Genomic DNA, 25,418 nt, shown 5'->3' with positions numbered 1-25,418 from the left:
GCCGCGTATGAAGGGTCATTCCGGCCCCAGGTCCTGGTACTCCCCCGACGCTACCGCGAGCAGCCGGGCGGCCTTCAGTTCGGTCTCGCGCCACTCGCCCTCCGGGTCGGAGTCCCAGGTGATGCCGGCGCCGGCGCCGAACCGCAGGACGGCCGCGCCCTCGGCGCTCCGGTCGATCCAGAAGGTGCGGATGCCAACGGCCAGCTCGCCCACGCCCCGGTCGGCGTCGACCCAGCCGATGCCGCCGCAGTAGGGGCCGCGGGGCGCGGTCTCCAGGGCGTCGATGATCCGCAGCGCGCTCGACTTGGGGGCGCCGGTGATCGAGCCGGCCGGGAAGGCGGCGGCGAGCAGCTCCGGCCAGCCGGCGTCCGGGCGCAGCTCGCCGCGGACGGTGGAGACGAGGTGGACGAGGCCGGGGTGCTTCTCGACGGCGCACAGGTCGGGGACGGTGACGCTGCCGGTGACGCAGACGCGGCCGAGGTCGTTGCGGACCAGGTCCACGATCATCACGTTCTCCGCGTAGTCCTTCTCCAGCAGCTCCGCCTCGGTGCGGGCGGTGCCCTTGATCGGGCCGGACTCGACGGTGCGGCCGGCGCGGCGCAGGAACAGCTCGGGGGACGCGGTGGCTATCTCCACGCCGTGCTCCGGCAGGCGGATCGTTCCTGCGTACGGGGCGGGGTTGCCTCGGGCCAGCACGGCGGCCAGGGCGTCCACGTCGGCGCCTGGCGCGACCGGCGCGGACAGCACACGGCAGAGGTTCACCTGGTAGACCTCCCCGGTGGCGATGTGCTCGCGGATCCGGCGCACGCCCGCCGTGTACGCGGCGCGGTCGAGGGAGGACTCCCAGTCACCGACCTCGGGGCCCCGCCATCCGCCGGGCACGGGCGCGGGCACCGGCTCTTTCCGTACGTCCGCGAAGCGGGCGCAGGTCACACGCCCCTCGTAATCCGCGCAGACCGCCCAGAAACCGGTGGAGTCGAGGGCGGCCGGGTCACTGGTGACATCTAGGAGACCGGTGGCTACGCGGTCGCCGAAACGGGCGAGAGGAGGCAGGTCGGGCACGCTGTCGAGTCTAGGGCGGGTGTCACGAGGGTGGCCCGCGAGTGTCCTGGCGGTGGTCCGGCCGTGTCCTTGACCAGGCGCAAGGCAGCACGCTGCGCAAACGCGTTTTTGTACTGGCCCGGGAATCCGCTAGAGTTCAACACGTCGCCGGGACGCGGAAGCGGACCGACAAACGACAAGCGGACGTAGCTCAGTTGGTAGAGCGCAACCTTGCCAAGGTTGAGGTCGCGAGTTCGAGCCTCGTCGTCCGCTCGAAGGAACCAGGGGATCTTCCCGAGCCCCTGCACTCCTGGTGGAGTGGCCGAGAGGCGAGGCAACGGCCTGCAAAGCCGTCTACACGGGTTCAAATCCCGTCTCCACCTCCAAGGACGATTAGCTCAGCGGGAGAGCGCTTCCCTGACACGGAAGAGGTCACTGGTTCAATCCCAGTATCGTCCACTGGATCTTCGGATCCCCCGCGCGATTAGCTCAGCGGGAGAGCGCTTCCCTGACACGGAAGAGGTCACTGGTTCAATCCCAGTATCGCGCACGCACCGTCTGTGATCTTCGGATCACGGTCCCGAGGACGATTAGCTCAGCGGGAGAGCGCTTCCCTGACACGGAAGAGGTCACTGGTTCAATCCCAGTATCGTCCACACCTCGAAGCCCCCGGCCCGCACGGCCGGGGGCTTCTTCGTGGGCTCAGCTCTCAGCTGGAGAACAGCATGTGACCGAAGCTCTTGTGGCGGTGGTGGCCGTAGTGACCGTGGCCCCCGTGATGGCCCTCTTGGTGGCCGCCGTGCGGGGCGCCCCAGGCGGGAGCGGACGGGTACGCGGGTGGGGGCGGCGGGGCGGGCTGTGCCCACTGGGCCTCGAGACGGGTGAGCGCCTCAAGCTCGCCGTAGTCGAGGAAGATGCCGCGACAGCCGCTGCACTGCTCGATCTGGACGCCGTTGCGGTTGTACGTGTGCATCGGCGCATGGCACTTCGGACACTGCATGCTCGGCTCAACTCCTCGCCGGTCGGTGGGGCTTCGCCTGATAGGGACTCGGTAGGGGCTGGAACGGTTGCAAGACGGGGCGCAGATCACTGCGCCAACTGCGGAGGAATCGGGGTCATTCGGGCGCAGGCGTCGACCACGGCCTGTTCCACCTCGTCCAAGGCGCGGCCTGCGGCGGCGGACTTGGCGACGGCCCGGGCGGCCGTCTGCACGGTGAGGGCGCGGGCGGGAACGTCCAGGGCCGGCCAGGGGTCGCCGGTGGAGGGGACCGCAGGACCGCCCGCCCCGCGGTACGCGTCGAGGAACCGGGCCCACTCCTCCGGTGGGAGCAGACCGCAGGCGTACCAGGCGGCCGGGCGGGCCAGGTCCCAGGCCGGTTCGCCGAGGCCCAGGTCGTCGACGTCGATGAGGAGCCAGGGACCCATCTCCGCGGGGTGGCGTACGAGCTGGCCGAGGTGGAGGTCGCCGTGACAGAGAGAACGCGCGGAGGGCATGGGCGCCTCGTCCCGGGCCCACCCCGGCAGGCCGGCCCAGGCGCGGAGGACGCTTGCGGCGGCCGGGTGGGGACCGGCGGCGTGGAGACGCTGGATGGCGCGGGCGGCCTTGGCTGGGCCGCGCATGGCGGGGAGGCCGGTGGGGGCGGGGGCCAGGTGCAGCTGGGCGAGAAGGGTGGCGGCGGCCTCCCACGGGGCGGCGTCCGGAGCGTCGGGATCCACGGGGGTGCCGTACGGCCAGAAGGTCACCAGGCGACCGTGGAGGTCGGCAGGCACGGACCGGAGGGGCGCCAGGAAGATCTCGGGGAGGTCGGCGGCGACGGCCAGACGGAGGGAGAGCTCCCCGAGGCCCGTACCCGGGGCATGCGCCTTGGCCACCGTGCCACCGTGCCGCACCACCGTGCCGTCCTCCCGCTCGGCCAGCACGGCGTCCGGATGCCCACAGCCTCCTCCTCGAGGATGAGCCGCATACCGGGCTGTGGCGGTGAGGGCGGACAGTACGTCGGCGGTCACGGGTCTCCCTGGGGCAGTACAGCACTCGGCCCAGAGCGTACGCACCCCACCGGAGCCCGCGGTCTTTCACCCAAGATCACAACAACTATCAATTGAGGAACCACGACGGCGAGCAACCAGGTCCGCGAGAGCGGCGCCGGTTCAGGCGCAAAAGGCGCGAGCAACCAGGTCCGCGAGAGCGGCGCCGGTTCAGGCGCAAAAATAACGCCCGCGCAGCTCCCCAGCTGCGCGGGCGTTGGTGCCGTCCGCCGGACCCCCGTCCCCACGGGGTTGCATGGGTGGATGTCCCCGCCCGGACCGCTCTTCCGGGCCTGGGGCGCCGCTCAGCGCCCCAGCATCACGCCCACGGACGACGCTTGTGTGACCACTGCATCCCAGCCGCCGAAGGCGTACACGAGCAGGGCCGCCAGGGGGAGGACCATCGCGGTCGCCACCAGGGGGTGGCGGCGGCCCTGGCGACGGGTGCCGAACGCGGCGTACGCCCTGCGCCCCTGTGTGCGGATCATTGTCCGCGGTGCCGTATGGGCCATGGTCCCTCTCCTGACCGTGGTGCTGTTGTCGTTGGCAGCGGCGGGTGCCTGACCTCGGGGGACGAGTGCTGCACCCGCCGCTTGACCTCAAATCTAGGCTTCGGGCGATCCCCGGTCGTCATGCCCTCGTATCGATTCCCTGGCCTCCCCGAGGAGGAGCGATGACCTGCGGCGTACTCCCCTGGGTGGAGACGAGGTCCTACGTCTCAGGGTCTTCCCGGAGGGGACGCCCGGTGTACCCCTTCTGCTCCGACCCGTCTTCCCGTGGGACCGGCTGCTCCACCAGCGCCAGCACCCGGTTCGCCATGAAGCGGGCCGTCCGTACGACCGTCCCGGAACGCGTGACTTCGCTCACTTCCACCACCCCCCTGCGCACCGCCGTCTCCACCCGGCGGCCCGCCCTGCTCGCCACCACCTCGTACGTACGCGTCGTGTCCCCCGCGTCCACGACTATCTCCACACGATCACCCTTCACGAGTTCAATCCCCCTTCCCCAGCGGGTGTTTGGGATCATGGACAGCGCGCTGCGGACCTTCCGGCCCCTGTCCTGACCACCTCTCAAGTCTCCCACGGGGCACTGACAATCGATCGGGGCGAGAGGGCGCGGCCTCTGCGCGCACCCGGCCGTGGAAACGTAAGCTGTGGCTCGTCAAACGGACCGGGCAGCGGGGATGGACATGGCGATGATGCGCCTGAGGCGTGAGGACCCGCGTGTCGTCGGCTCGTTCAGGCTTCACCGGCGGCTCGGCGCGGGCGGGATGGGCGTCGTCTACCTGGGCTCCGACAAGCGGGGCCAGAGGGTCGCGCTGAAGGTGATCCGGCCGGATCTCGCGGAGGATCAGGAGTTCCGGTCGCGGTTCGCACGTGAGGTCTCGGCGGCACGGCGGATTCGTGGCGGGTGTACGGCGCGGCTGGTGGCCGCCGATCTGGAGGCGGATCGCCCGTGGTTCGCCACGCAGTACGTGCCCGGGCCGTCGCTGCACGACAAGGTCGCCGAGGAGGGCCCCCTCACGGCCGCCGAGGTGGCCGCCGTCGGGGCCGCCCTGTCCGAGGGGCTCGTGGCGGTGCACGAGGCCGGGGTCGTGCACCGTGATCTGAAGCCGTCCAACATCCTGCTGTCCCCGAAGGGGCCCCGGATCATCGACTTCGGCATCGCCTGGGCGACCGGTGCCTCGACGCTCACCCACGTCGGCACGGCCGTGGGGTCGCCCGGTTTCCTCGCCCCCGAGCAGGTGCGGGGGGCCGCCGTCACGCCGGCCACGGACGTGTTCGCGCTGGGCGCCACGCTGGCGTACGCGGCGACCGGAGACTCGCCCTTCGGACACGGCAGTTCCGAGGTGATGCTCTACCGCGTGGTGCACGAGGAGCCGAAACTGCACGGCGTGCCGGACGCCCTGGCTCCGCTCGTCCGCGCCTGCCTCGCGAAGGACCCCGACGAACGGCCGAGCACCCTCCAACTCTCGCTCCGGCTCAAGGAGATCGCGGCCCGGGAGACCCAGGGCCTCACGGACGTGCGGCCGTCCGACCGGCGCGGCGACCCGGACCGGCCGTCGGGGCGGCTCGCGCAGCAGTACGCGGAGCAGCCCACCGTGCGCCGCCCGCAGGGGCCGGGCACTCCCCCGCCCCGCAGCAGCGGCTCCCGGCCGGGGTCGCGACCGACGCCCGCGCAGCGCGGCACCTCGACCCGCTCGGGCGGCCGTCCCGCACCGCGCAGTGGCGCGGGACGGCCCGCGCCCCGTACCACCGGGACGGGGCGGCGCCCGGCCAACCCGCGGCTGCTGCGCCAGCGGATCTTCGTGTTCGTGGTGGTGACGCTGCTGGTGGCGCTGGGCATCGCGGCGGCCCAGGGGTGCCAGGGGCCGGCGCGCGGCATGGACGACGGACACGTACGCAAGGACGTACGACCGGAGCAGTCGTACACGCCCCTGACCGGAGACCGGATGGCCGAGCAGTACCACAGCGAGCTCGACCGGGACGGCTGACCGGGCACAGGGGACGACCGGCGGACGACCGGGCTGACCCGAAAGACGGAACCCTAGGACCGGGGGCGGCCGGTGGCGACCGCGTAGAAGGCGACCGCGGCCGCCGCGCCCACGTTGAGGGAGTCGACCCCGTGGGCCATGGGGATGCGGACCCATTCGTCCGCGGCGACCAGCGCCTGGGTGGACAGTCCGTCGCCCTCCGCGCCGAGCATCAGCGCGACCCGGTCCATCTTGTGCGGAGCCGTCTCGTCGAGGGTCTTGGCCTTCTCGTCGGGGGTGAGCGCGAGGAGCGTGAAGCCGGCCTCGCGGACCGACTCCAGGCTCCTCGGCCAGGTGTCGAGGCGTGCGTACGGCACCGAGAAGACCGCGCCCATGGACACCTTCACGCTGCGCCGGTACAGCGGGTCGGCGCAGTCGGGTGACAGCAGGACCGCGTCCATGCCGAGGGCGGCGGCGGAGCGGAAGATCGCGCCGATGTTGGTGTGGTCGTTCACGGATTCCATGATCACGACCCGGCGGGCGGAGGCGAGGAGTTCGTCCGCCGCCGGCAGCGGCTTGCGCTGCATGGAGGCGAGCGCGCCGCGGTGCACGTGGTAGCCGGTGACCTGTTCGGCCAGTTCCGGGCTGACCGCGTACACCGGGGCGGGGAGCTCGTCGATGACGTCCCGCATGACGTCGACCCACTTGGAGGACAGCAGCATGGAGCGCATCTCGTAGCCGGCCGCCTTGGCCCGTCTGATGACCTTCTCGCCCTCGGCGATGAACAGTCCCTCGGCGGGTTCGCGCTTGCGGCGCAGCTCCACGTCGGTCAGACCCGTGTAGTCGGTGAGGCGCGGGTCGTCGGGGTCCTCAACGGTGATGAGATCGGCCACAGGGTGATACTGCCTTGTCGGGGGAGCGGTGCCAACGGCTGGAACGGGACGTGTTACCCCGGGTTACTCGACCGGCCGCGGCCCCACCGTCACGACCTCGCCGATGACGATGACGGCCGGCGGCTTCACGTCCTTCTCCCGTACGGTCTCCGCGACCGTCGCCAGCGTCGCGTCGACCCGGCGCTGGGCGGCCGTCGTGCCCTCCTGGACCAGGGCGACGGGGGTGTCGGGCGCCTTGCCGTGGGCGACGAGCGTCTCGGCGATCTTCCCGATCTTGTCGACACCCATGAGGATCACGAGCGTGCCCGTCAGCCGGGCCAGGGACGGCCAGTCGACCAGGGAACGCTCGTCGTCAGGGGCGACATGCCCGCTGACCACCGTGAACTCGTGTGCGACACCGCGGTGGGTGACGGGGATGCCGGCCGCGCCCGGCACGGAGATCGAGCTGGAGATGCCCGGGACGACCGTGCACGGGATGCCCGCCTCGGCGAGCGCCTGCACCTCCTCCATGCCACGGCCGAAGACGTACGGGTCGCCGCCCTTCAGGCGAACGACCGACTTGCCCTGCTTGGCGTGCTCGATCAGCGCGTTGTTGATGGCCTCCTGGGCCATGAAACGGCCGTACGGGATCTTCGCCGCGTCGATCACCTGGACGTGCGGTGGGAGTTCGGCGAGCAGGTCGCGAGGGCCGAGACGGTCGGCGATGACCACGTCCGCCTCGCCGAGCAGCCGCCGCCCGCGGACGGTGATCAGGTCCGGGTCGCCGGGGCCGCCGCCGACGAGCGCCACACCGGGGGTGCGGGTGCGGTGGTGCGGGGCGACCAGGGTGCCGTCGCGCAGGCCCTCCACCACGGCGTCACGGATGGCGGCGGTGTGCCGGGGGTCGCGGCCCCTGGCCTCGGTGGTGAGCACGGCGACCGTGACGCCCTCGCTGTGGCCGGTAGCGGGGGTCCACGCGGTGGCCGCGTCGGCGTCGTCGGAGCGGACGCACCACACCCGGTTCGCCTCTGCCTCCGCCGAGGCCCGGGAGTTCGCTTCGGGGTCGCTGGTGGCGATCAGGGCGTACCAGGCGTCGGCGAGGTCGCCGTCCTCGTACGGGCGCTGCTCCCAGGTGATCTCCCCCGCGTCCGCCATGGCTTCGACCGAGGGGGTCGCTTCCGGGGAGACGAGGACGATGTCCGCGCCTGCCGCGATCAGCGCCGGGAGGCGGCGCTGGGCGACCTGGCCGCCGCCGATGACGACGACGCGGCGTCCGGTCAGGCGGAGCCCTACGGGGTACGGGGGGTGTTCGGCCATGGAGGTGCGGCTCCTCGTGCGGCGGTGGGGGACGGCGGCCTCTGCGGCTTTGGAGGGGCCCGACGTGCGGATTCTATGGTGCGGACGTCAGGGGCGGCTCACCTGGTCGAAGGCTGAGCCGCCCCTGCGCGGACATGGAGCGGCGCTACTTCTCGGTGACCCCCGCCGAGTCGAACGTCGCCACCTCGTGCATCGCCCGCGCCGCGCTCTGGACCAGCGGCAGGGCCAGCAGGGCGCCCGTGCCCTCGCCCAGGCGGAGGTCCAGGTCGACCAGGGGGCGAAGGCCCAGTTTGTTCAGGGCGGCCACATGGCCCGGCTCCGCGCTGCGGTGGCCTGCGATGCACGCCGCGAGCACCTCGGGGGCGATGGCGCGCGCCACCAGGGCGGCGGCGCCTGCGCTGACGCCGTCCAGGATGACCGGCGTGCGCAGGGACGCGCCGCCGAGCAGCAGGCCCACCATCGCCGCGTGCTCCAGGCCGCCGAACGCCGCCAGGACGCCGATCGGGTCGGCCGGGTCCGGCTGGTGGAGTTCGATGGCGCGGCGCACGACCTCGGTCTTGCGGGCCAGCGTCTCGTCGTTGATGCCGGTGCCGCGGCCCGTCACCTCGGAGGGGTCGGTATCCGTGAAGACGGCGATCAGGGCGGCCGAGGCCGTCGTGTTCGCGATGCCCATCTCACCGGTGAGCAGCGCCCGGTTGCCGGCCGCCACCAGGTCGCGGGCCGTCTCGATGCCGACCTCGATCGCCTGCTTGACCTCCTCGCGGGTGAGCGCGGGACCGGTCGTCATGTCGGCCGTGCCGGCGCGGACCTTGCGCGGCAGCAGGCCGGGGGTGGCGGGCAGGTCGGCGGCCACGCCCACGTCGATGACACAGACCTCGGCACCGACCTGGCCCGCGAAGGCGTTGCAGACCGCTCCCCCGCCGAGGAAGTTGGCGACCATCTGGCCCGTCACCTCCTGGGGCCACGGGGTGACGCCCTGGGCGTGCACGCCGTGGTCGCCCGCGAAGATGGCGACGGCCGCGGGCTCCGGGATCGGCGGGGGGCACTGCCGGGACAGACCGGACAGCTGCGCGGAGATGATCTCCAGCATGCCGAGGGCGCCCGCGGGCTTGGTCATCCGCTTCTGCCGCTCCCAGGCCTCGCCGAGCGCCTTGGCGTCCAGCGGGCGGATGCCGGCGACGGTCTCGGCGAGCAGGTCGTGCGGCTCCTCGCCGGGCAGCGCGCGACGGCCGTACGTCTCCTCGTGCACGACCCAGGACAGCGGGCGGCGCTTGGACCAGCCCGCCTGCATCAGCTCGGGCTCCTCCGGGAATTCGTCGACGTACCCGACGCACAGGTAGGCCACGACCTCCAGGTGCTCGGGCAGCCCGAGGGCGCGGACCATCTCACGCTCGTCGAAGAAGCTGACCCAGCCGACACCGAGGCCCTCGGCGCGGGCCGCGAGCCACAGGTTCTCGACGGCGAGCGCGGAGGAGTACGGCGCCATCTGCGGCTGGGTGTGCCGGCCGAGGGTGTGGCGGCCGCCCCGGGTAGGGTCGGCGGTGACCACGATGTTCACCGGTGTGTCGAGGATGGCCTCGATCTTCAGTTCCTTGAACTGCTTCGCCCGGCCCTTGGGCAGCGACTTGGCGTACGCCTCGCGCTGGCGCATGGCCAGTTCGTGCATCGTGCGGCGCGTCTCGGCGGAGCGGATGACGACGAAGTCCCAGGGCTGGGAGTGGCCCACGGAGGGTGCCGTGTGGGCGGCCTCCAGCACGCGCAGCAGCACGTCGTGCGGGATCGGGTCGCTGCGGAAGCCGTTGCGGATGTCGCGGCGCTCGCGCATCACGCGCAGGACGGCTTCGCGCTCGGCGTCGTCGTATCCGGGCGCCGCCGGGCCGGTGGACTGTCGTGCTTCTTCCACGGCGGCCGTGCTCTCTTCCTGGTCAGCGGCCCGGGTGTCGAGGTCGTCCGCCTGCTGTGCGACCACCGGCTCCGGGTCCTCGGCATCCGGCTCCGGGGCGGGCGCCTCACCCTCGCGGGGGCCGGGAACCATCGCGAAGGGCTCCTGCACCGCCGGTTCCTCCTGCTGAGCGGCGGCCGGAGCGGATTCCTCGGCGGGCGGCTGCTCCTGGACGGGCAGGGGCGGCACGGTCAGCGCGTGCGGCGGGGTGGGGGCCAGGTGCGGGGTGGTCGGCACGGTGCCCTCGACGGGCACGAACCGGCCGAACGACTGGTCCGCCTGGGGCTCCACGGGCGCGTCGGCCTGCACACCGGCGGTATCGGCCGGGACGCCGGGCGCGTCGGAGGGCACACCGGGTACGGCGGCGGGCTCGCCGCCCGCCTCCTGCTCGCCGTGCTCCTGGGCGGGTCCGCCCACCGGCACGGCCGGCGCGGGCTCGGCGACCGCGGGCTGCGCCTCCTCGGGGGCGGGAGCCTGCTGCGGCGCGGGCTCGGCGAACAGTGCCGGGGTGTCAGGGGCCTGGGCCTCGGTGTCCGTCAGGGGCGCGTGCTCCTCCGCTGCCGGTGCCGCGGCCGGGGTCCCGCTGGTGTCGTGGACCTGCTCGGCCGGGGTGAGGCTGGTGTCGTGGACCTGCTCGGCCGGGGCCTGGCCCGGATCGTGGACCTCCTGCTCGGCCGGGGCGTCGGCCACGGGTTGGTGGTCCTGGGCGGGAGCCGTCGGGTGCGCGGCGGGCGCCGGAACGTGGGCCTCCGCGGCCTGCGGGGCCGACCCCGCCTCGGCCGCGGGCGCGGGCACGCCGATGTGCGGCTCGCCGTCCACGGGCGGTACGGCCCCGAGGTCCGGGGCGGTGTCCGCCACGGGCACGACGTCCGGGACCTGCGGAGCGAACCCGGCGGGGGTCGCGTCCTGCGCCGGTGCGGCATCCGGCGCCGGTACGGCTCCGGGATGCTGCGAGCCGTCGTGCTGCCAGGCGCCGCCTTGCGAGCCGTCGTTCAGCGCCCCGTCCGGCAGGACGTGTCCGGCGTCGTCGGCCGCCTCGGCCTGGCCTTGCTCGGGCATGCCGAGCGCGCCCTCCGGGGCCGGCACGCCGTGCGCGGCCTGCGGCGCCTCCGGCGTCGGCTGCGGCATCTGCTGCGGCTCCGAGTCGACCAGCAGGCCGTAGCCCTGCGGGGCCTCGTGCGCGGCCTCGGCGGTCACGGGCGCGGCCTCCGGGGCGACCGGCGCGGCGGTCGGCTGAACCGTCGGCGCGGGCTCGGGCGCCGGTGCCGGAACGACCGTTTCTGCGGCCGTCCCCTCCGTGCCCACCGGCGGCACGGTGTGCTGCTGCGGCGGCGGCCCCCAGGGCACCGCTCCCTGTGGGGGGTTCTCCGCCTGCTGCGGCACGTCGAGGTACTCGGGACCGGTGGTGGGCGGCCCGGAGGGGCGCATCGGGGCGTCCGCCGGACCGCGGTCGGAGAGCGTGCGCACCGGGCTCGCGGAGGTGTCCGGGATGGGCGGGCCGAGGTGCAGCGGACGGCGCGGCGTCTGCTGCGGCGCGGGCGCCGGGGGCGGCGTACGGACCGCGCCGACGTCGATGGAGCCGCTGTCCCGGCCGGCCGCCTCGTGCGGACCGGGCTCGTGGGGATACGGCGCCGGAGCCGGGGCGTGCTGCGGCATCTCGTTGCCCCACGCGCCCTGCTGGCCCGGCATCAGGAGCAGGTCGTCGTCCTCGGGAGCGCTGCCGGAAGGGTCGAGGTAGGTGTACGCGCCCGGCGCGAGGACGCCCGGCTGCTCCACCATGCCTGCGTTCTCCGGCAGCCCCTCGCCCGGGACCTGGCCGGTGTCGGTCATGCGTACCCCTCGCCCATCGGTTAGTGCTTCTACGACCAGCTGGCCCGGAACGGCACGCCGACCGCCCGCAGTGAAGAACGAGCGTGCGTGCCCAGCGGCACGAACGACCCGCCCACAATGACGACAAAGCCATTGAACGGCATTGTCGCGGTCGTTCCGCCGTCGCGACAGGGTGATCCGCGACGGCCCGCTGTGGACTGCGCCACGTTGCGCGCCCTCCGGTCCGGCCGTACCGCATCCACCCCAAAAGGGGTGCGCTTTCCGGACATTGACTGATGAATGCCGGATCACCCGAGTACGGTACGACGGTCGGCCAGCCTACCGCGCCGGTACGACAACCGGATCACGGGGAGCGTTCGGCCAATCGGCCGCTGAGCAGGAACGCGACGCTCCGCTCCTTCTCCGTCCAGGCCCGCGTGTCGAGTTCGACGGACTGCAGCAGGGCGCACTCGACGTCGTAGCCGTGTTCCGTGAGATCCCTGCCGACGAGTTCGGCCGCGTCGCGGGTCGCGGCGTGGGTGACGATGCGCTGCGGGCGGCGGTCGGCGACGGCGGAGACGACCGCCGCTCCCCCGCCGCCGACGCGGACGACGTCCGGTTCGGGCAGGTTCTCCAGAATGTGCGGTGCGGTGCCGTGCACGACCTGGAGCTGGACGCCGAAGTGGCGTGCGGCTGCCGTGGTACGGCCGCATGCGTCGGGGTCCTGGTCGACGGCGATGACGGCGGCCCCGCAGCGGGCGGCCTCCACGGCGAACGCGCCGCTGCCGCTGCCGATGTCCCACACCAGGTCGCCCACCCTGGGCCCGAGGCGGGCGAGTTGGGCGGCCCGCAGCAGCTCAGTCTCCCCTTCGCCGAGTCCCCCGCCGTACGCCTCGGCGGGCAGGGCCCAGCCGCGCGGTCCCGCGCCCGGGTCGCGTCCGGCGATCCAGCCGTCGGCGGCGGTGACCGGTCCTCCGATGACGATGACGACGTTGGGGTCGCGCCAGGTGTGGTCGGCGGCCTTGTCCGAGGTGACGACGGTGACCTGTTCGCGCTCGGTGCCCAGTTCCTCGCAGATGACGAAGGTGCGGTGGACGCCGTCGAGGAGCAGTCCGAGCTCGGCGGGTCCGGCGCCCGGTGAGGTGAGGACCGCGACTTTGGCGTGGGCGCGGCATACGTTGACCGCGCGTCGCAGGGTGCGGCGGTGTGCGACGACCACCTGTGCGTCGTCCCAGGGCATCCCGGCGCGCGCGAAGGCGGCGGCCACGGAGGAGACGCCGGGGACGACTTCGACCTCCAGGCCGTACTCGGGGGCGCGCAGCGTGCGTACGACACCGAAGAAGCCCGGGTCGCCGTCGGCGAGGACGACTGCGGTGCCGCGGTGGGCGGCGATACGGCGGGCGGCGAGGGCGACACTGCCGAGGCGGATGCGCTCGGCGGCCGGAGGCACTTCGGGGAGGGCGAGGTGGTGGGCCGCGCCGGCGACGAGCGTGGCGGCCCCGAGGGCGGAGCGCGCCGCGGCGGTCAGCGGCGAGCCGTCCCAGCCGATCACCGTGACCCGGTCGGCCATCGTCGTCAGTCTCCAGGTTTTTCGCGCAGGTCGTCAGGGGGCAGCCCGTACGGTGGGCTCCGTGAGGGTATCCCGTTCGGCTGGGTGCACTCGCCCCGGGCCAGGCCCGTGGGAGCGGTCCCTCGCTGTCAGTTCCAGTGCGAGAACGACGTGAAACCCCCCGTGTCGGCCAACTCGTCGCTGACCCCGTCGAGGTCCTCCGGCAGCAGGCTCCACACGATGAAGTCGGTCCGTACGTCCGTCCAGGTGCCGTCCTCCGCACGGACGTGCGCTATGCAGGCGTTGCGCAGGACGCCCTCGCTGATGCAGCCGATCTTCTGGGCGACCTGCTGGGAGGCGGTGTTGTCGGCCGCGGTGCGCAGTTCGATCCGCTCGAAGTTCTGGTCACGGAAGAGCCATTGGGCGGTCGCGAGCGCGGCTTCACAGGCGTAGCCCTCGCCGCGTGCCCAGGGCGCGATGATGTACGACAGCTCGGTCGACCGCACATGCCAGTTGGTCTTGGTGAGCTGGATGACGCCCACCAGGCGCTGGGTGAGGAACTCGGTGACGGCGAGGTCGAGGCCGCGGCCCGAGGCGCGTTCGGCGGGCGCGTACTCGGTGATCCAGGTGCGGGCGCCCTCCTCGGTGAACGGCTGGGGCACGTCGGTCCAGGCGCCGACCAGTTCGTCGTTCATCATCTCGGCCAGCGCGGGGACGTCGTCCTCGTCGAGAGGGCGCAGGACCAAACGCTCCGTGCTGATGGAGACGTTGGGGAAGGTGCTCGTCATTGCGCCGCTCCGTAACCTTCGAAAAACCGTCAGGGCCTGCTGAACTGCCCAGCATGCAGCATGGGGGCGGCGAAACGCACCACGGGGTCCACACCCGGTGAGGGAGCGGACCCCGTGCGTGGCGATACGCGGTGCACGCGGCGCCGACGGCAGTCGACGGGCGGGATCAGAAGGAGGCGATGACCGATCCCTGGTACTTGTCCTCGATGAACTTCTTGACCTCGGGCGAGACGAGGAGCTTGGCCAGCTTCTTGACCCGCGGGTCGTTCTCGTTGCCCTTCTTGACAGCGAGGAAGTTGCCGTAGGGGTTGTTCTTCGCGGACTCCAGGACGAGGGCGTCCTTGGCGGGCTTGAGGCCGGAGGAGATGGCGTAGTTGCCGTTGATCACCGCGGCGTCCACGTCGTCCAGGGAGCGCGGGGTCTGGGCCGCCTCCAGCTCCTTGAACTTGAGGTTCTTCGGGTTCTTGGCGATGTCCTGCGGGGTCGCCTCGTTGCCCACGCCGCTGTTGAGCGTGATGAGACCGTTCGCGTCGAGCAGCTTGAGCGCACGCGCCTCGTTGACCGTGTCGTTCGGGATGGCGACGGTCGCACCGCTCTTCAGCTCGTCGGCCTTCTTGATCTTGTGGGAGTACAGGCCGAGCGGCTCCAGGTGCACCGTGACGACGGGCACGATGTGGGTGCCCTTCTTCTTGTTGAAGTCGTCGAGGTACGGCTGGTTCTGGAAGTAGTTGGCACCGACCGACCCGTCCTCGGTCGCCGTGTTCGGCGTGACGTAGTCGGTGAACTCCTTGACCTGGAGGTCCAGGCCCGCCTTCTTCGCCAGGTTGTCCTTGACGAAGTCAAGGATCTCGGCGTGCGGCGTGGGGCTCGCGGCGACGACGAGCGGGCCGTCGGAGCCGGAGGAGGCGGAGCTGCTCTTGCCGGAGCCGCAGGCGCTGAGCCCGAAGGTGAGGGCTCCCGCGGCGAGGACGGCGGTGGTGATCTTGGCGGTGTTACGCACGAAAAGTGCCTTTCCTTATGGGTGGTGCGACCCCGTCATGGTTCACGGGGAGTTCAGGGGGTACGCCGGGGCGGCGCGGCTCAGGCGACCTTGCTCACATCGGCCGTCGCGGGCTCCTTCGCCTTCAGCAGCCGCAGCTTCGGCGCCGGTCCGGAGCGGCCGCCGCGGCGGTGCAGGGCGCGGGCCGCGAAGTCGCCGGCGAACTGGATGAGCGCGATGACGACCGCCAGGACCGCCACGGTGATCCACATCAGCTGGGTCTCGAAGCGCTGGTAGCCGTAGCGGATGGCGATGTCGCCGAGGCCGCCGGCGCCGACCGTGCCGGCCATCGCGGAGTAGCCGATGAGGGCGACGACGGTGGTGGTCGCGGAGGAGATCAGGGAGGGCAGGGCCTCCGGTACGAGGACCTTGCGCACGACGGTCCAGGTGTTGCCGCCCATCGCCTGCACGGCCTCGACGAGGCCGCCGTCCACTTCGCGGACAGCCGTCTCGACCAGGCGCGCGAAGAACGGTACGGCGCCGATGGCGAGCGGCACGATGGCGGCCTCGCGGCCGATCGTCGTCCCCGTGACCCAGCGCGTGAAGCTCATCAGCGCGACCATCAGGATGATGAACGGCATCGAGCGGGCGATGTTCACGACCTGCCCGAGGACCCTGTTGGCCACGACGTTCTGGAGCAGTCCGCCGCGGTCGGTCAGCACCAGCAGCACGCCGAGCGGCAGGCCGCCGGCGACGGCGATGAGGGTGGACCAGCCGACCATGTAGAGGGTGTCCCAGGAGGCCTGGGACAGCAGCGGCTGCATTTCCGAGAAGTCGGTCCAGGTCACTTGGCACCTTCCTTCACCAGCGGGGCGTCCTGGCGGCCCACCACGTCGATCTGCAGGCCCTGCTCGCGCAGGAAGCCGATCGGCACGACGTTGTCCTCGTAGCGGCCGGGCAGTTCGATGCGCATCCGGCCGACCTGGAGGCCGCCGACGGTGTCGATGGCGGCGCCCAGGATCGAGATGTCGATGTTGTAGGTGCGGGACAGCTGGGAGATGACGGGCTGCGTGGCGGCCTCGCCCTGGAAGGTGACGTCGACGACGGTCCGGTCGTCGCCGGATGCCTGGCCGCCGACCGGGAAGAGTGCGGAGGCCAGGTGGGAGCCGGGGGTGGCGAGCAGTTCGCCGACCGTGCCGGACTCGACGATGCGGCCCTTCTCCATGAGGGCCGCCGAGTCGCAGACGCTCTTGACGACGTCCATCTCGTGGGTGATGAGCAGGACGGTCAGGCCGAGCTGCCGGTTGAGGTCGCGCAGCAGCTGGAGGATGGAACGGGTGGTCTCCGGGTCGAGGGCGCTGGTCGCCTCGTCGGAGAGCAGCACCTTGGGGTCGCCGGCGAGGGCGCGGGCGATGCCGACGCGCTGCTTCTGGCCGCCGGAGAGCTGGGCCGGGTAGGCCCTGGCCTTGTCGGCGAGACCGACGAGGTCGAGGAGCTCGAGGGCCTTACGGGACCGTTCCTTCCCGGACTTGCCGAGGATCTCCAGGGGCAGCTCGACGTTGTCCTGGACGGTGCGCGAGGACAGCAGGTTGAAGTGCTGGAAGACCATGCCGATCCGGCTGCGCGCCGCGCGGAGCTCCCTGCCGGCGCGTGGTCCGCGGCCGGCGAGCGCGGTCAGGTCCTGGCCGGCCACGGTGACCGTGCCGGAGGTGGGGCGCTCCAGGAGGTTGACGCAGCGGATGAGCGAGGACTTGCCGGCGCCGGACTGGCCGATGACGCCGTACACCTCGCCCTCGCGTACGTGCAGGTCGACGCCGTCGAGGGCGGTGACCTCGCGGCCGCGCGAACGGTCGGCCCGGTAGATTTTCGTCAGGCCCGATGTGGTGATCACTGGGTTTCCGTCACTGTCGAGTGCAGGGCGTGGGTGTGCGCCGGGCACGGATGCGTGCATGGCAACGCGGCACGGTTCTCGCAAGGGCGATGGAACCGGGGAGAACGTGTGCGCGGGGGGTCAGTCGCGTACGACGCGTGCGTACGGACATGCCACGGCGGTCTCGCTTCGGGGCGCGAGGTCTAGGTGGTGCGGGGGCCCTCTAGCAGGCGCACATTCGACACATACAACGAGCACCGGGCGTCATGGTCGCCTCGGTCGCAACAGTGCGGCAGCTCGTCGTGGTCATGGATGCAAGTAAAGCAGACGCCGGACCGGGACCTGACACGACTGTCCGAATAGCGGACGAGTGGCGCCGGCTGTGGTCAACGCCACGGCCGGCGGGGCGATGCCGCGGTCGGCCACGGGGGCGGGGACATCAGTGCTTTTGGCCCGTAATAGGGTCGCGGCATGCTTGATGCCCTGACGCTGGCGACCGGTGTCGCCGCGCTGCTGCTCGCCGCCTGGTGCGGCTGGGCCGCCTACCGTGATCAGCCCACGAAGGACTGGCACTTCATCGGCATGGCCGTGGTGACGCTGCTGGCCCTCCTCCAGCTGGTCGTCGGCATCGTCCAGCTGGCGCGGGGCGAGAAGCCGGCGCAGGGCACGACGATCTTCGTGGCGTATCTGCTGGGCGCCTTCGCGTGCATCCCGGCGGCGGGCTTCATGTCGCTGGCCGAGCGCACACGGTGGGGTTCGGTGACGGTCGCGGCCGGCGGTGTGGTCCTCGCCGTGCTGGAGGTGCGGCTCTATGACATCTGGGGAGGCTGAGATGACGGCCACGCAGGAGAAGCCGGCCAGGACGCGGCTCATCGGCGGGCCCGGCATGCTGCTGGTGTGGCTGTACGGGGTGATGGTGGTCGGGGCGGTGTCGCGGTCGGTCGTACAGATCTCGACGCAGTTCGACAAGGCTCCGCTCGCGTACTCCCTGTCCGCGGTCGCCGGCGTCGTCTACGGATTCATCACGTACTCGCTGGTGCGTGGCGGCGACAGGGCCCGCCGGGCGGCGTTGGTGTGCTGTGCGGCCGAGCTGGTCGGTGTGCTCACCGTGGGGACCTGGACCCTGGTCGAGCCGTCCGCGTTTCCCGACGCGACCGTGTGGTCGGACTACGGCATGGGGTACGTCTTCATTCCGGTGCTGCTGCCGCTGTCGGCCATGTACTGGTTGCGGAAGGGCGCCGCGCGTCAGGCGGAGGCGGCCTGAGCCCGGCGGGACGCGCCCCTTTCGGGGCGCTCTTCCCTACGCCGTCGTGGCGTACGTACTCGCCGGCTTCTCCAGGACGATCATCGGTACGCCGTCCGCTCCCTGAGCCGTGCCCACCGTCTCGTAGCCGACCCGGCGGTACAGGCGCAGGTTGCCCTCGCTGCGGTGGCCGGCGCTGAGGCGGAACTTCTTCGCGCCGTGCCGCTCCACCAGTGCCGCCTCCGCCGCGCGCAGCAGCCGGGCGCCGATGCCGTGGCCCTGCAGCCGCGGGTGGACGCAGAGTTTGCCGATCGAGGCGGCCCCGTCCTCCGTCACGCTGCCGCGTACCGAACCGACCACCTCCTCGCCCAGCCGCGCCACGAAGACGCAGTCCGAGGCGACCTCCTCGCGGACCGAGTCCAGGGTCTGGACGAGCGGGTCGATGCGGTAGTTGCCGTACAGCGCGGCTTCGCTCTGGAAGCACAGGTACTGCAGCCTGAAGATCTGCTCGGCGTCCTGCTCGGTCGCCACAGAGATGGTCACGCTCATGCCCATGTGCGCACGCCTCCCGCTCACCTGATCACCGGTCGTCCCTCACTCCTATCCCCGCGGTTCGAGCGCCGCAACCTCCGCCGCAAGCAATCGACGCAGACATCCCAGGCATTTGGAGCGTTCCGGACCAAGACTCCCTTGTGAGATACCCAACTCCCCTGCGATTTCCCGGTAGGTCAGGTCGTGCGGGGAGAGCAACGCCGCCATGAGGCGGGGGCAGCGGCCGGGGAGGCGGCGTACGGCGGCGTGCAGTGCCCGGCGGCGGGCCGCGAGGAGCGCCTGCTGCTCGGGGCCGGGTCGGGTGTCGTCGGCCGGGTCACCGCGGTACGGCAGTTCGAGGCGGGCGGCGCGTCGGCCGCGGCGTGCCTCCAGACGCACCGCGCGGCGCAGCCATTCCTGCGGGTCGACGAGCGGCCGGTCGGCCTCCAGCCGCTCCAGGAGCCGTAGCCACACCGCCTGTTCCAGATCGCTCGGCTCCATCCCGGCCGCGTGCGCCTCCGCCGAGGCCTCGGCGGTAAGCAGTGGACGGAGGGTGCTGACCATCTCGTGCCTCATACGCGACGGGACGCGTCCGCCCCGGCGACGGGTTGCCGGGGCGGAGGCGAGTCACCCCGACGGGGTACTCGTGGCGCGCGTCGACCGCTCAGCCGCGCAGGAAGTCCTCGCGGGCGAGCACGCCGGTGTCGGCGTTGTCGGTGAAGACGCCGTCGATGCCGGTCGCGAAGTAGGTCCGGAAGGCGCCGAAGACGTCGCCGTAGGCCGTCGGGTCGGTGCCCTTCTGGAAGTTCGTGGGCAGGAAGGTGTTCTCGTCGCGCATCGTGTACGGGTGCAGGATCAGGCCCGCGGCGTGCGCGTCGGCGACCAGGGTGGAGGGCTTGGTGAGGTTGCCCTTCGCGTCCTTCGGGATGACCAGGTCGAGGGTGGGGCCGATTCCCTGGGCGTAGGAGGCGATCTCCTTCAGGCCCTTCGGGGTGATGAGGTCGGCGACCGTGCGCGGGTCGCCCGACTCGACGAAGTCGAAGGGGCGGGTGTTCGCGGCGGACAGGAGCACCACGAGCGGGTTGTCGACGAGCTTGTTCAGGCGCTGGATGCTGCTCGGCTCGAAGGACTGGATGATGACCGGTGAGTTCTTCCGGTCCTTGCCGTGCTTGCGCAGGGCCTTGGAGAGCAACGCCTCCATGTCGAGACCCTGCTTGCGGAAGTAGGTGGGGTGCTTGGTCTCGGGGTAGATCCACACCTGCTTGCCGCGCTTGCGGGTCTGCTCGTCCTGCCACTTCAGGACTTCCTCGAAGGTGGGGATCTCCCAGCGGCCGTTGTAGAGGGTGTTGTGCTGACGGGTGGCGGGGATGCGCTCGATCGCGCGCAGCGTCTTCAGCTCGGCGAGCGTGAAGTCCTCGGTGAACCAGCCGGTGGTGGAGACACCGTCCAGGACCTTGGTCTTCCTGCGGTCGGCGAACTCGGGGTGGTCGGCGACGTCGGTGGTCCCGCCGATCTCCGGCTCGTGCCGGCACACCACGTGGCCGTCCTTGGTGGGCACCAGGTCACCGGCCTCCACGATGTCGGCGCCCAGGTCGAGCGCCAGGTTGTAGGAGCCGAACGTGTGCTCGGGACGGTAGCCGCTGGCTCCGCGGTGACCGATGATCGTCGGCACGGGCAGGCCCTTCAGCCCGCCGCCCGTGTGCCGCGAATCCGCCCTCGCGACACCGGGCAGTCCGAGGACCGCTCCGCCGGCGCCGAGCACCGCGGCCCCGAGCAGCGCCCGCCGGCCCGTTCCCTGCCCCTGCCCCTGCCCCTGCCCCTGCCCGTAAGACTCCTGCGCGCCCATGTGTTCCTCTCGCCACACCTACTCGAAGCGGCTCGATCGTAGGTGCGGACGGGTGACGGCCGGGAGACGTGTGCGGGAACGCGCGGCGGACGGGGAACGTCCTCCTGGGTGATTGGCGACGGCGTTGGCGGATACCCGGACTGACGGCCCGTCAACCGTCGGTGCGGCGTTCGCCACACCCGTCCGGCGGATGACGAACGTGCAACAGAACCGCCACCGCAGGTAAACACTCGTCAATGACGCGTATCCACTCGGTGAACCCGGTGTGCGACACCCCGGGCGTCACGAGTATCGTCCTCACCTGCACAGACTCATACCGCATCCCTTGACACCGGAGGGCCCGTTGTCCCGCTTCGCGCTCATCAAGGCAGTGCTCGGACCGATCATGCGCCTGATGTTCCGCCCACAGGTGGAGGGCGCTGAGCACATCCCGGCCGACGGGCCGGTCATCATGGCCGGCAACCACCTGACGTTCATCGACTCGATCGTGCTGCCGCTGGTGACCAAGCGGCAGGTGTTCTTCATCGGCAAGGACGAGTACGTCACGGGCAAGGGCCTCAAGGGCCGGCTGATGGCCTGGTTCTTCACGGGCGTCGGCATGATCCCGGTCGACCGGGACGGCGCGAGCGGCGGTGTGGCCGCGCTGATGACCGGGCGCCGCGTGCTGGAGGAGGGCAGGGTCTTCGGCATCTACCCGGAGGGCACGCGCTCGCCCGACGGGCGGCTGTACCGGGGGCGCACCGGTATCGCGCGACTGACGCTGATGACCGGGGCGCCGGTGGTGCCGTTCGCGATGATCGGCACGGACAAGTTGCAGCCCGGCGGGCGGGGGATCCCCCGTCCGGGGCGGGTCACGGTGCGGTTCGGTGAGCCGATGGAGTTCTCTCGGTACGAGGGGATGGACCGGGACCGCTATGTGCTGCGGGCCGTCACCGATTCCGTGATGACGGAGGTCATGCGGCTCTCGGGCCAGGAGTACGTGGACATGTACGCCACGAAGGCGAAGGCGGCGTAGCCGGAACCTGGGGCGCCCACTCGCCGTCGGGCTCCCTGCTGTCCGGCGGGTGCGGGTGTTCTGTGGCTGGTCGCGCAGTTCCCCGCACCCCTGAGGGGTCGCGCCCCTAGCGGGGCGCGTCCTCTCCCTCGAGTTTCTGGCCCCGCAGCAGGAACCACGCCGCCACCGCCGTCACCAGCAGGACCGCCGCGCCCGCTGCCGTTGCCAGCCTGAGGCCCTCCACGAACGCCTCGCGGGCCGACGTGAGCAGTGTCTCGGCGGTGGCCGGTGGGAGGTGAGCTGCCGTCTCCACCGCCCCGCCCAGTGATGCGTGGGCCGTGGCCGGGGTGCCCGGTGGCGCCGGGAAGTCGCGGTAGATCCCGGTCACGATCGAGCCGAGCAGGGCGATGCCCAGGGCCGCGCCGAGTTCGTACGCCGTCTCCGAGACCGCGGAGGCGGCGCCCGCCTGGTCCTTGGGCACACCGGCGAGGATCACGTCCGCGGTGACGGTGAACGACAGGCCCGCGCCGATGCCCACGACCAGCAGCGCGGTCCCGATCAGCGAGTAGCCTGTGCTCCGGTCGAGCAGGGTGAGGCCGGCCAGCGCCAGGCCCACCGCGGCGAGGCCGCCCGAGACCACCGCCCGTACCGAGAAGCGCCGGGCCGCCGCGCCCGCGACCAGGCCCGCCGCCACCGCGCCGACTGCGGCGGGCAGTTCGGCGAGACCGGCCTCGAACGGGCGTCTGCCCTGGACGAGTTGCAGGTACTGGGAGAGGAAGAAGACCAGTCCGGACATGCCGAGCACGGTCAGCAGGTCCGCCAGCACCGCACCGCTGAAGCCCCGGCGCCGGAACAGCCGCATGTCCAGCAGCGGGACCGGCAGTGTCAGTTGACGGTGTACGAAGCCGAGGAGCGCGGCGGCACCGAGGAGTCCGGCGCCCAAGGCCGGCCAGGTGAATCCGTGGGCGGCCGCCTCCTTCACGGCGTACACCGCGCCGATCATCCCGACGAGCGACAAGGCGACGCTCGGCAGGTCCCATGGGCCCGGGTCCGGGTCGAGGGACTCGGGCAGGGTCCTGATGCCGACCAGGACCAGGACCGCCATCACCGGCAGGTTGATGAGGAAGACCGAGCCCCACCAGAAGTGCTCGAGCAGCAGACCGCCGACGATCGGGCCGACCGCCGTGCCCGCCGAGGCGGTGGCGCCCCAGATGCCGACGGCGAGGCTGCGCTCGCGCGGGTCGTGGAAGATGTTGCGGATCAGGGCGAGCGTGGCGGGCATCAGGGTCGCGCCCGCGACACCGAGGAGCGCCCGGGCCAGGATCATCGTCTCCGGCGACCGGGCGTAGGCGTTCAGGACGGATATCGCGCCGAAGGCCGTGGCGCCGACGAGAAGGATGCGCTTGCGGCCGACGCGGTCGCCGAGGCTGCCCATGGAGACGAGCAGACCGGCGATGACGAAGGAGTAGACGTCGCCTATCCACAGGAGCTGGGTGCCGGAGGGCTTCAGGTCCTCGCTGATGTAGGGGGTCGCGAGGCCGAGGACGGTCGCGTCCACGGCCACCAGCAGCACGGCGAGCACGAGGACGCAGAGCGCGAGCCACCGGCCCGGGCGCTTCTCTGCCAGCGGCGTCCTCTCCCCCGAGCTCTCGGCTGCGCTCGAGCAGGTGGCACCCCCACGCTGCAGGGTGCTGGTCATGGTTCCTCTCTCCGTAGGGCGCCGCCGAGCAGCAGCTCGGCGATCATGATGGGGAAGTCCCTGGCGGCCACACGGCCGTCCAGTACGGCCCAGGCGCACGAGGCGATCAGTCCGTACAGCGCCTCGGTGAGCCAGGCCGGGGGGAGGTCGACGCGGAACTCGCCGCTGTGCCGGCCGCGCTGGAAGACCGCGGTGATCCGGGTGTCGATCCGCAACCAGCCCTCGTTCTGGCCCTCGCCCTCCCACAGCTGGTTCTCGCCGTAGAGGAAGGCCAGCAGCCCGGCCGCGGGCTGGATCTCGCGCACGAGCCTGCGTACGGCGTCGGTCGCCGAGCCCTCGTCCAGCCGGGCCGCGTCCAGCGCCGCCTCGCACTCCTCGATACCGAGCACCTCCAGGGCCCGTACGAGCGCGTCGCGCCCGGCGAAGTGGCGGTGCAGCGTGGCCCGGCTGATCCCGGCCGCCTTGGCGACCTCGTCCATGGTCGCGGTGGATTTGCGGGTCAGCAGGGCGGCTGCGCTGCGCAGCACGTGGTCACGATCGACGGCCATGAGACAACCATAGACCATGTGAGACATCTCTGTCTCACGACAGGCGTGCTCGTCTCACCCGGGCCGACCTCGGCGTGATCTCAGTGCCAGGGCAACTGCCCGCGCCGCTCCCAGTACACGCGCGGGTCCTCGGCGAGCGTCTCGAGGCGGGCCAGCTGGCCCTCGTCGAGGTCGACGGCGACGGCGTGCAGGTTCGAGGCGAGCTGGCCGGCGGTGGCCGCGCCGGAGAGGACGACGCCCGCCCAGGGCCGCCGCAGGATCACGGCGAGGGCGACCGCGTCGCAGCCGAGGGACGTCTGAGCGGCCACGGCCTTCAAGGCGTCCGGCGCGTGCGGGTCCGCCAGCCGTCCGTTGGCCATGCCCTCCTTGATGATCACCGTGAGCCCGGCGTCGTGGGCCTCGGCGAGGGCGGGCTCGGCGGAGGTCTCCAGCAGGTTGTACGTGGACTGGACGGTACGGAAGAGGGGCTCGCCGTCGACCGTCACGGCGAGCGCGGCGCGGATCGCGTCGGCCTGCGTCGGGCCGCTGGTGGAGAAGCCGATGGTGAGCCCCTGCCTGGCGGCCTCGGCCAGCCGGGCGTGGAGTTCCTTGTCGGTCAGGGCCGGGCTGTCAGGGGTGACGGAGTGGATCTGGTAGAGGTCGAGCCGGTCGCCGAGCAGAGCGGCGGTCTCGGCGCGCTGCCGCTCGTAGGTGGCGACACTGTGGTCCTTGACCTCGTGCTGCTCGGCGTCGGTCGTCCACTGCGCGGTGTAGGTGTAGCCCCACTTGCTGCCGACCACCACGTCGTCGATGCCGGGGTGGGCGGACAGCCACTCGGCGAGGAACTCCTCCGAACGGCCGTAGGAACGGGCCACGTCGAAGTAGCGGACGCCCTGCGCGTAGGCGGCGTCGAGCAGTTCATGCGTGCGCCCGCGCAGGGCGTCGACCGTGCGGTCGGCGGGAAGGTCCCGGTCACGGCCGAGGTTGATGTAGCCCGGGCGGCCGACGGCGGCCAGTCCGAGTCCGATGTGCGCGGTGGGCGTGGTGGCGGCGGCCTTTGGGGTCTCCCCTGCTCGAGCGACGCCGAGAGCTCGGGGAAGGCTGAACGGCATGGCGGGCTCCTTGCACTCTGGGCGGCCCCGGGAACCCGCCCCAATCTACCGGCGCTCCGATTCAGCCCGCGCTGACGCAGCGCGGTGCGAAGGCCGGGTCGGCCGGACCCTTCCGGTTCAGGGCGTTGAGCACCCACTGCTCGACGAGCGGCGACTTGGGGGCCTGGTCGTGTTCGGTGGTGTCCAGCGGACAGCGGTCCTGGAGCAGCACGTTGGTGAGGTACGAGGCCGGGCCGTCCAGGAAGGCGCTGGTGTACGGGACCACGACCTCGTCGTCACGGGTGGTGATCACCGTGTAGTCCGGGCCGACCGGGGTCTCCGGGTCGGAGTTGAGCTTCGCCAGGAAGGCCGAGCCGGCGGTCTGGTCGACGCAGGAGGGGCAGACGGTGGCGCCGGCGGCGAGGGCGAGCGGGTTGGTGGTCCCGTGGTTGGAGGGGACGATGCCGACGAGGTCGTCGACCTTGGTCGCACCGCCGAGGAACTTGACGTAGTAGCGGGGCATCATGCCGCCCTGGCTGTGGCCGACGATGTCGACCTTCTTGGCGCCGGTCGCGCCGAGCACGGCGTTCACGAAGTCCCGCAGCTGGGCCGCCGAGTCCGGGATCGGGGCGGTCTCCATGTCGCCGTAGTCGAAGGAGAAGACGCAGTAACCGGCGTTCACCAGCGCGGGCGAGAGGGTCAGCCAGTTCTCGTACGAGGTCTTGAAGGTGCCGTTCACCAGGACCACGGGCTGCGGGTGGGCCGAGTCCGGCTTGCAGGACCAGCCGTTGGCGCCCGGTGGCGCGATGTCGACGGTGTCCG

At 71.8% G+C, this 25,418-nt stretch carries 24 protein-coding genes and 5 tRNA genes; 9 read left to right on the top strand and 20 right to left on the bottom strand.

Annotated features, from left to right (window positions below):
* Positions 1-15: 15 nt before the first annotated feature.
* Positions 16-1,062: a chorismate-binding protein gene (locus ACIRC0_RS32035; RefSeq protein WP_403623135.1), complete on the bottom strand. Its 1,047-nt coding sequence runs from the start codon at positions 1,060-1,062 to the stop codon at positions 16-18.
* A 179-nt stretch (positions 1,063-1,241) separates the two neighbouring features.
* Between ACIRC0_RS32035 and ACIRC0_RS32030 the strand changes: the two genes are divergently transcribed.
* From ACIRC0_RS32030 to ACIRC0_RS32010, 5 genes are all read left to right on the top strand, one after another.
* Positions 1,242-1,314: transfer RNA gene (locus ACIRC0_RS32030), tRNA-Gly, on the top strand.
* Between the two features lie 39 nt (positions 1,315-1,353).
* Positions 1,354-1,427 (top strand) — tRNA-Cys (locus ACIRC0_RS32025).
* Between the two features lies 1 nt (position 1,428).
* A tRNA-Val gene (locus ACIRC0_RS32020) sits at positions 1,429-1,500 on the top strand.
* 19 nt (positions 1,501-1,519) lie between these two features.
* A tRNA-Val gene (locus ACIRC0_RS32015) sits at positions 1,520-1,591 on the top strand.
* A 34-nt stretch (positions 1,592-1,625) separates the two neighbouring features.
* Positions 1,626-1,697, top strand: a tRNA-Val gene (locus ACIRC0_RS32010).
* A gap of 53 nt (positions 1,698-1,750) precedes the next feature.
* On the opposite strand, the gene ACIRC0_RS32005 is transcribed toward ACIRC0_RS32010, so the two are convergent.
* The 4 genes from ACIRC0_RS32005 to ACIRC0_RS31990 all read right to left on the bottom strand — a co-directional run bounded on the left by ACIRC0_RS32005 (position 1,751) and on the right by ACIRC0_RS31990 (position 4,053).
* Positions 1,751-2,041, bottom strand: a complete 291-nt coding sequence (locus tag ACIRC0_RS32005) for a zf-TFIIB domain-containing protein (protein WP_403623132.1) — start codon at positions 2,039-2,041, stop codon at positions 1,751-1,753.
* An 86-nt stretch (positions 2,042-2,127) separates the two neighbouring features.
* Entirely contained in the window at positions 2,128-3,048 is a 921-nt protein-coding gene (locus ACIRC0_RS32000; protein ID WP_403623129.1) for a phosphotransferase family protein, read from the bottom strand.
* 323 nt (positions 3,049-3,371) lie between these two features.
* Entirely contained in the window at positions 3,372-3,578 is a 207-nt protein-coding gene (locus ACIRC0_RS31995; protein ID WP_403623126.1) for a hypothetical protein, read from the bottom strand.
* Positions 3,579-3,777: 199 nt separating this feature from the next.
* Entirely contained in the window at positions 3,778-4,053 is a 276-nt protein-coding gene (locus ACIRC0_RS31990) for a hypothetical protein (protein WP_200421248.1), read from the bottom strand.
* Positions 4,054-4,249: 196 nt separating this feature from the next.
* Between ACIRC0_RS31990 and ACIRC0_RS31985 the strand changes: the two genes are divergently transcribed.
* The gene (locus ACIRC0_RS31985; RefSeq protein ID WP_403623544.1) at positions 4,250-5,560 is read left to right on the top strand and encodes a serine/threonine-protein kinase; all 1,311 of its coding nucleotides are present in this window, start codon (positions 4,250-4,252) and stop codon (positions 5,558-5,560) included.
* Between the two features lie 53 nt (positions 5,561-5,613).
* Here ACIRC0_RS31985 and ACIRC0_RS31980 read toward each other — a convergent pair whose 3' ends face one another.
* The 8 genes from ACIRC0_RS31980 to ACIRC0_RS31945 form a co-directional block, all read right to left on the bottom strand.
* Positions 5,614-6,432, bottom strand: a complete 819-nt coding sequence (locus tag ACIRC0_RS31980; RefSeq protein ID WP_403623123.1) for a TrmH family RNA methyltransferase — start codon at positions 6,430-6,432, stop codon at positions 5,614-5,616.
* Positions 6,433-6,495: 63 nt separating this feature from the next.
* Positions 6,496-7,728, bottom strand: a complete 1,233-nt coding sequence (gene cobA / locus ACIRC0_RS31975; RefSeq protein WP_403623120.1) for a uroporphyrinogen-III C-methyltransferase — start codon at positions 7,726-7,728, stop codon at positions 6,496-6,498.
* A gap of 145 nt (positions 7,729-7,873) precedes the next feature.
* A complete protein-coding gene (gene cobT / locus ACIRC0_RS31970) occupies positions 7,874-11,500 on the bottom strand; it encodes a nicotinate-nucleotide--dimethylbenzimidazole phosphoribosyltransferase (RefSeq protein WP_403623117.1) in 3,627 nt (1,208 codons plus the stop codon).
* A 343-nt stretch (positions 11,501-11,843) separates the two neighbouring features.
* Entirely contained in the window at positions 11,844-13,049 is a 1,206-nt protein-coding gene (cbiE, locus tag ACIRC0_RS31965) for a precorrin-6y C5,15-methyltransferase (decarboxylating) subunit CbiE (protein WP_403623114.1), read from the bottom strand.
* 128 nt (positions 13,050-13,177) lie between these two features.
* Positions 13,178-13,816, bottom strand: coding sequence for a GNAT family N-acetyltransferase (locus tag ACIRC0_RS31960; RefSeq protein WP_403623112.1), 639 nt, complete (start codon positions 13,814-13,816; stop codon positions 13,178-13,180).
* A 166-nt stretch (positions 13,817-13,982) separates the two neighbouring features.
* Positions 13,983-14,816, bottom strand: coding sequence for a MetQ/NlpA family ABC transporter substrate-binding protein (locus ACIRC0_RS31955; protein ID WP_403623109.1), 834 nt, complete (start codon positions 14,814-14,816; stop codon positions 13,983-13,985).
* Between the two features lie 80 nt (positions 14,817-14,896).
* Positions 14,897-15,643, bottom strand: coding sequence for a methionine ABC transporter permease (locus ACIRC0_RS31950; protein WP_403623106.1), 747 nt, complete (start codon positions 15,641-15,643; stop codon positions 14,897-14,899).
* Positions 15,640-16,686 (bottom strand): methionine ABC transporter ATP-binding protein, encoded by a 1,047-nt coding sequence (locus ACIRC0_RS31945; RefSeq protein WP_403623103.1) that lies wholly within the window; start codon positions 16,684-16,686, stop codon positions 15,640-15,642. Before ACIRC0_RS31945 ends, ACIRC0_RS31950 begins: the two co-directional genes overlap by 4 nt.
* Positions 16,687-17,136: 450 nt before the next feature.
* Here ACIRC0_RS31945 and ACIRC0_RS31940 point away from each other — a divergent pair, with 450 nt between their 5' ends.
* Positions 17,137-17,496 (top strand): hypothetical protein, encoded by a 360-nt coding sequence (locus tag ACIRC0_RS31940; protein WP_403623100.1) that lies wholly within the window; start codon positions 17,137-17,139, stop codon positions 17,494-17,496.
* Between the two features lies 1 nt (position 17,497).
* Positions 17,498-17,929 carry a hypothetical protein gene (locus tag ACIRC0_RS31935; RefSeq protein ID WP_403623097.1) on the top strand — a complete coding sequence of 144 codons (432 nt, stop codon included), beginning with the start codon at positions 17,498-17,500 and terminating at the stop codon, positions 17,927-17,929.
* A 36-nt stretch (positions 17,930-17,965) separates the two neighbouring features.
* On the opposite strand, the gene ACIRC0_RS31930 is transcribed toward ACIRC0_RS31935, so the two are convergent.
* The 3 genes from ACIRC0_RS31930 to ACIRC0_RS31920 all read right to left on the bottom strand — a co-directional run bounded on the left by ACIRC0_RS31930 (position 17,966) and on the right by ACIRC0_RS31920 (position 20,285).
* Complete coding sequence (locus ACIRC0_RS31930) at positions 17,966-18,463, bottom strand: GNAT family N-acetyltransferase (protein WP_103840837.1); 498 nt, start codon at positions 18,461-18,463, stop codon at positions 17,966-17,968.
* Between the two features lie 45 nt (positions 18,464-18,508).
* Positions 18,509-19,015: a sigma-70 family RNA polymerase sigma factor gene (locus ACIRC0_RS31925; protein WP_403623094.1), complete on the bottom strand. Its 507-nt coding sequence runs from the start codon at positions 19,013-19,015 to the stop codon at positions 18,509-18,511.
* Between the two features lie 88 nt (positions 19,016-19,103).
* Positions 19,104-20,285 (bottom strand): glycerophosphodiester phosphodiesterase, encoded by a 1,182-nt coding sequence (locus tag ACIRC0_RS31920; RefSeq protein WP_403623091.1) that lies wholly within the window; start codon positions 20,283-20,285, stop codon positions 19,104-19,106.
* 325 nt (positions 20,286-20,610) lie between these two features.
* Here ACIRC0_RS31920 and ACIRC0_RS31915 point away from each other — a divergent pair, with 325 nt between their 5' ends.
* A complete protein-coding gene (locus ACIRC0_RS31915) occupies positions 20,611-21,300 on the top strand; it encodes a lysophospholipid acyltransferase family protein (RefSeq protein ID WP_403623089.1) in 690 nt (229 codons plus the stop codon).
* Between the two features lie 106 nt (positions 21,301-21,406).
* Here ACIRC0_RS31915 and ACIRC0_RS31910 read toward each other — a convergent pair whose 3' ends face one another.
* From ACIRC0_RS31910 to ACIRC0_RS31895, 4 genes are all read right to left on the bottom strand, one after another.
* A complete protein-coding gene (locus ACIRC0_RS31910) occupies positions 21,407-22,978 on the bottom strand; it encodes an MFS transporter (protein ID WP_403623086.1) in 1,572 nt (523 codons plus the stop codon).
* On the bottom strand, positions 22,975-23,526 hold the full coding sequence (locus tag ACIRC0_RS31905) for a TetR/AcrR family transcriptional regulator (protein WP_403623083.1): 552 nt from the start codon (positions 23,524-23,526) through the stop codon (positions 22,975-22,977). Before ACIRC0_RS31905 ends, ACIRC0_RS31910 begins: the two co-directional genes overlap by 4 nt.
* Before the next feature lie 80 nt (positions 23,527-23,606).
* Positions 23,607-24,617 carry an aldo/keto reductase gene (locus tag ACIRC0_RS31900; RefSeq protein WP_403623080.1) on the bottom strand — a complete coding sequence of 337 codons (1,011 nt, stop codon included), beginning with the start codon at positions 24,615-24,617 and terminating at the stop codon, positions 23,607-23,609.
* Between the two features lie 61 nt (positions 24,618-24,678).
* On the bottom strand, positions 24,679-25,344 hold the full coding sequence (locus ACIRC0_RS31895) for an alpha/beta fold hydrolase (RefSeq protein WP_403623077.1): 666 nt from the start codon (positions 25,342-25,344) through the stop codon (positions 24,679-24,681).
* Positions 25,345-25,418 lie beyond the last annotated feature (74 nt).

Source organism: Streptomyces sp. NPDC093984, from assembly GCF_044764595.1.
GTDB classification, from domain to species: Bacteria; Actinomycetota; Actinomycetes; order Streptomycetales; family Streptomycetaceae; genus Streptomyces; species Streptomyces cynarae.
This window is presented reverse-complemented; position numbering and strand designations above follow the sequence as displayed.

What these genes read in the sequence shown, in the direction of transcription:
- ACIRC0_RS32005 (WP_403623132.1), bottom strand. Translation starts at nt 2,041, where the DNA reads ATGCAGTGTCCGAAGTGCCATGCGCCGATGCACACGTACAACCGCAAC.
- ACIRC0_RS31995 (WP_403623126.1), bottom strand. Translation starts at nt 3,578, where the DNA reads ATGGCCCATACGGCACCGCGGACAATGATCCGCACACAGGGGCGCAGG.
- ACIRC0_RS31985 (WP_403623544.1), top strand. Translation starts at nt 4,250, where the DNA reads ATGGACATGGCGATGATGCGCCTGAGGCGTGAGGACCCGCGTGTCGTC.
- cobA (WP_403623120.1), bottom strand. Translation starts at nt 7,728, where the DNA reads ATGGCCGAACACCCCCCGTACCCCGTAGGGCTCCGCCTGACCGGACGC.
- cobT (WP_403623117.1), bottom strand. Translation starts at nt 11,500, where the DNA reads ATGACCGACACCGGCCAGGTCCCGGGCGAGGGGCTGCCGGAGAACGCA.
- cbiE (WP_403623114.1), bottom strand. Translation starts at nt 13,049, where the DNA reads ATGGCCGACCGGGTCACGGTGATCGGCTGGGACGGCTCGCCGCTGACC.
- ACIRC0_RS31960 (WP_403623112.1), bottom strand. Translation starts at nt 13,816, where the DNA reads ATGACGAGCACCTTCCCCAACGTCTCCATCAGCACGGAGCGTTTGGTC.
- ACIRC0_RS31940 (WP_403623100.1), top strand. Translation starts at nt 17,137, where the DNA reads ATGCTTGATGCCCTGACGCTGGCGACCGGTGTCGCCGCGCTGCTGCTC.
- ACIRC0_RS31935 (WP_403623097.1), top strand. Translation starts at nt 17,498, where the DNA reads ATGACGGCCACGCAGGAGAAGCCGGCCAGGACGCGGCTCATCGGCGGG.
- ACIRC0_RS31930 (WP_103840837.1), bottom strand. Translation starts at nt 18,463, where the DNA reads ATGGGCATGAGCGTGACCATCTCTGTGGCGACCGAGCAGGACGCCGAG.
- ACIRC0_RS31925 (WP_403623094.1), bottom strand. Translation starts at nt 19,015, where the DNA reads ATGAGGCACGAGATGGTCAGCACCCTCCGTCCACTGCTTACCGCCGAG.
- ACIRC0_RS31920 (WP_403623091.1), bottom strand. Translation starts at nt 20,285, where the DNA reads ATGGGCGCGCAGGAGTCTTACGGGCAGGGGCAGGGGCAGGGGCAGGGG.
- ACIRC0_RS31910 (WP_403623086.1), bottom strand. Translation starts at nt 22,978, where the DNA reads ATGACCAGCACCCTGCAGCGTGGGGGTGCCACCTGCTCGAGCGCAGCC.
- ACIRC0_RS31905 (WP_403623083.1), bottom strand. Translation starts at nt 23,526, where the DNA reads ATGGCCGTCGATCGTGACCACGTGCTGCGCAGCGCAGCCGCCCTGCTG.
- ACIRC0_RS31900 (WP_403623080.1), bottom strand. Translation starts at nt 24,617, where the DNA reads ATGCCGTTCAGCCTTCCCCGAGCTCTCGGCGTCGCTCGAGCAGGGGAG.